General features: G+C 30.1%; 2 protein-coding genes. Both read left to right on the top strand.

Going from position 1 to position 2105, the window contains the following annotated elements; translation table 11 throughout:
- Positions 1–95: 95 nt before the first annotated feature.
- Complete coding sequence (locus ACFQ0I_RS16470; RefSeq protein WP_379944071.1) at positions 96–1427, top strand: J domain-containing protein; 1332 nt, start codon at positions 96–98, stop codon at positions 1425–1427.
- A gap of 165 nt (positions 1428–1592) precedes the next feature.
- Positions 1593–1979: a hypothetical protein gene (locus ACFQ0I_RS16465; protein ID WP_379944070.1), complete on the top strand. Its 387-nt coding sequence runs from the start codon at positions 1593–1595 to the stop codon at positions 1977–1979.
- Positions 1980–2105: the final 126 nt, after the last annotated feature.

The raw sequence follows: 2105 nt of genomic DNA, 5'->3' as shown, positions 1-2105 counted from the left end.
ATTTTCCTTCGGAAAATCCTCGCACACAAGCACGCAACGTTCCTTACACATAAACGTTGTACCACATTACCGAAAAACGCCATTTCTAACCAAATATGAAAAACCATTACCAAACTTTAGGATTAAAAAATAACGCTTCGCAAGATGAAATTAAAAAAGCCTACCGAAAACTTGCGATAAAATTTCATCCTGACAAAAATGTTGGAGATAACTTTTTTGATGAACTATTTAGAGAAATTAAAGACGCTTATGATATTTTGTCAAATCCAGTGTCTAAAAGAAATTATGACTTAAAATATAATGCTTTCATAAACAAAGCAAACGGAAACACTAATACCACATATCAACAAAGACCAGCTGAAAAACAGCAACAAACTTACAGACCAAAACCTCAAGCAAAAAGAAGTTATTTTGACCGAATAAAAAGTTTCAATCCAAAAAGATTGATTTCGGAAAAGATTACAAACTTCAAAAATTTGACTTTGAAAGGCAAACTTGGAATTTTATTGCAAATAATCCTATTAGCTCTACCATTTATTGGAATTTATATAAACGGATTTTTAGGGTTTATTACGGTAGTTGGATTTTATGGAGCATCATTTTTATTTTTAGAAACTGCAAAAAATGTCAACCAAATAGACAGTATTGGTTCTGGAATTGTTGGTTTAATCGTTGCACCAATAATTGCATTAATGATTTTTGGTCAAGGTTTGGATTATTTTGACATTAATCCATTTGAGTGGTTTGAAAATAATGACAAAACCGAAATGAAATATAATCCTTCTGTTTACGAAAAGAATGACGAAACAGAAAAATCAGAAGTTGCTAATTCTGAAAAATCTAAACAAATAAAAATATATGATTGGATGGACGAAGAAACAAAAAAGTCTGTTCGAAAAATGAATGAAATTAGTAAAAAATTAGAAAGCGACGAATACAAGAAAATATTTGAAAACCCTAATATACTACCAAGTAAATATCGAGGTAATCAACTAAAAAATGGAACTTCACCTTTAGATGCTTGTTTTGGAAAAGGAGTTTATTCACAAAATGCTTGGTTAAAATTTGACAATAGTAACAAGTCAGATGCAGTCGTTTGTTTAGTTAGGAGTTATGACCATAAGACAATCCGAAACGAATATATAAGAGCAGGTGCAACATTTGAAATGAGTAAAATTCCGAGCGGAACTTATTACATAAAAGTATATTATGGAAACGATTGGAATCCAAATAAAAAGAACTTTTGCGGAATAAATGGAGCATTTGAAAGAAACGTGAGTTTTAGCAAATCAGATAAAATTGGCGACCAAATAAGAATTGAAAATACGAGCAGAAGTTATACGACAGGAACAATTACGTTATATGCAGTTGAAAACGGAAATATGACAACAGAAAGTATAGACGAGGAAGATTTTTTTAATAAGTAACTGAATAATAACGTGGTACAACAACGTGTATAATTAATTGCTTTGGCAAGTGCTTATTTGGAAAATTCCTTCGGAATTTTCTCGCGTTCGTTTTTGTTTACTAAATTAGTTGCTGAAACACGCAACTAACCATACACAAAACCGTTACCAAATATTTGAAAAAAAATGAAAATACGATTTACAAAAAAACGACTTAAATATTATCTGATTTTCGGAATTCTATGGTTAGTACTCGGAACAACAGCAATTATTTTTGATTCGAATAATATTTTTAATTACGGATATTTAATAATGGGGATTTTATTTTTAGGAACTTATCTCTTTGAAAACAACAAACAATATCTGACAATAGAAAACGGAGTTATCTCAAAAAATAATCTGATTCCAAAAAAAATAAATCTGAATGAAATAAAACGGATTAATAAGTTTGCTGGAGATTATATCCTAAAAACTGACTCATCTGAATTAAAAATCAATACGGAATTTATTGAAAAAAAATCTCTTGCGGAATTAAACACTGTGTTGGAAAAATTGAATTTAGAGACGAAATAAAAAAACATTTGGTAACACCGTATATAAAAAATTGCTAGTTTTATCCTAAACCAATGTGAGTTGCTTTGTTTGCTTGCATCTGATTTTCCTTCGGAAAATCCTCGCACACAAACACGCAACTTTCCA

The organism is Mariniflexile aquimaris (assembly GCF_042676825.1).
In the GTDB taxonomy this organism is placed as follows: Bacteria; Bacteroidota; Bacteroidia; order Flavobacteriales; family Flavobacteriaceae; genus Mariniflexile; species Mariniflexile aquimaris.
Note: the sequence above shows the minus strand (reverse complement) of the source record. Positions and strands in the feature narration are given on the sequence as shown.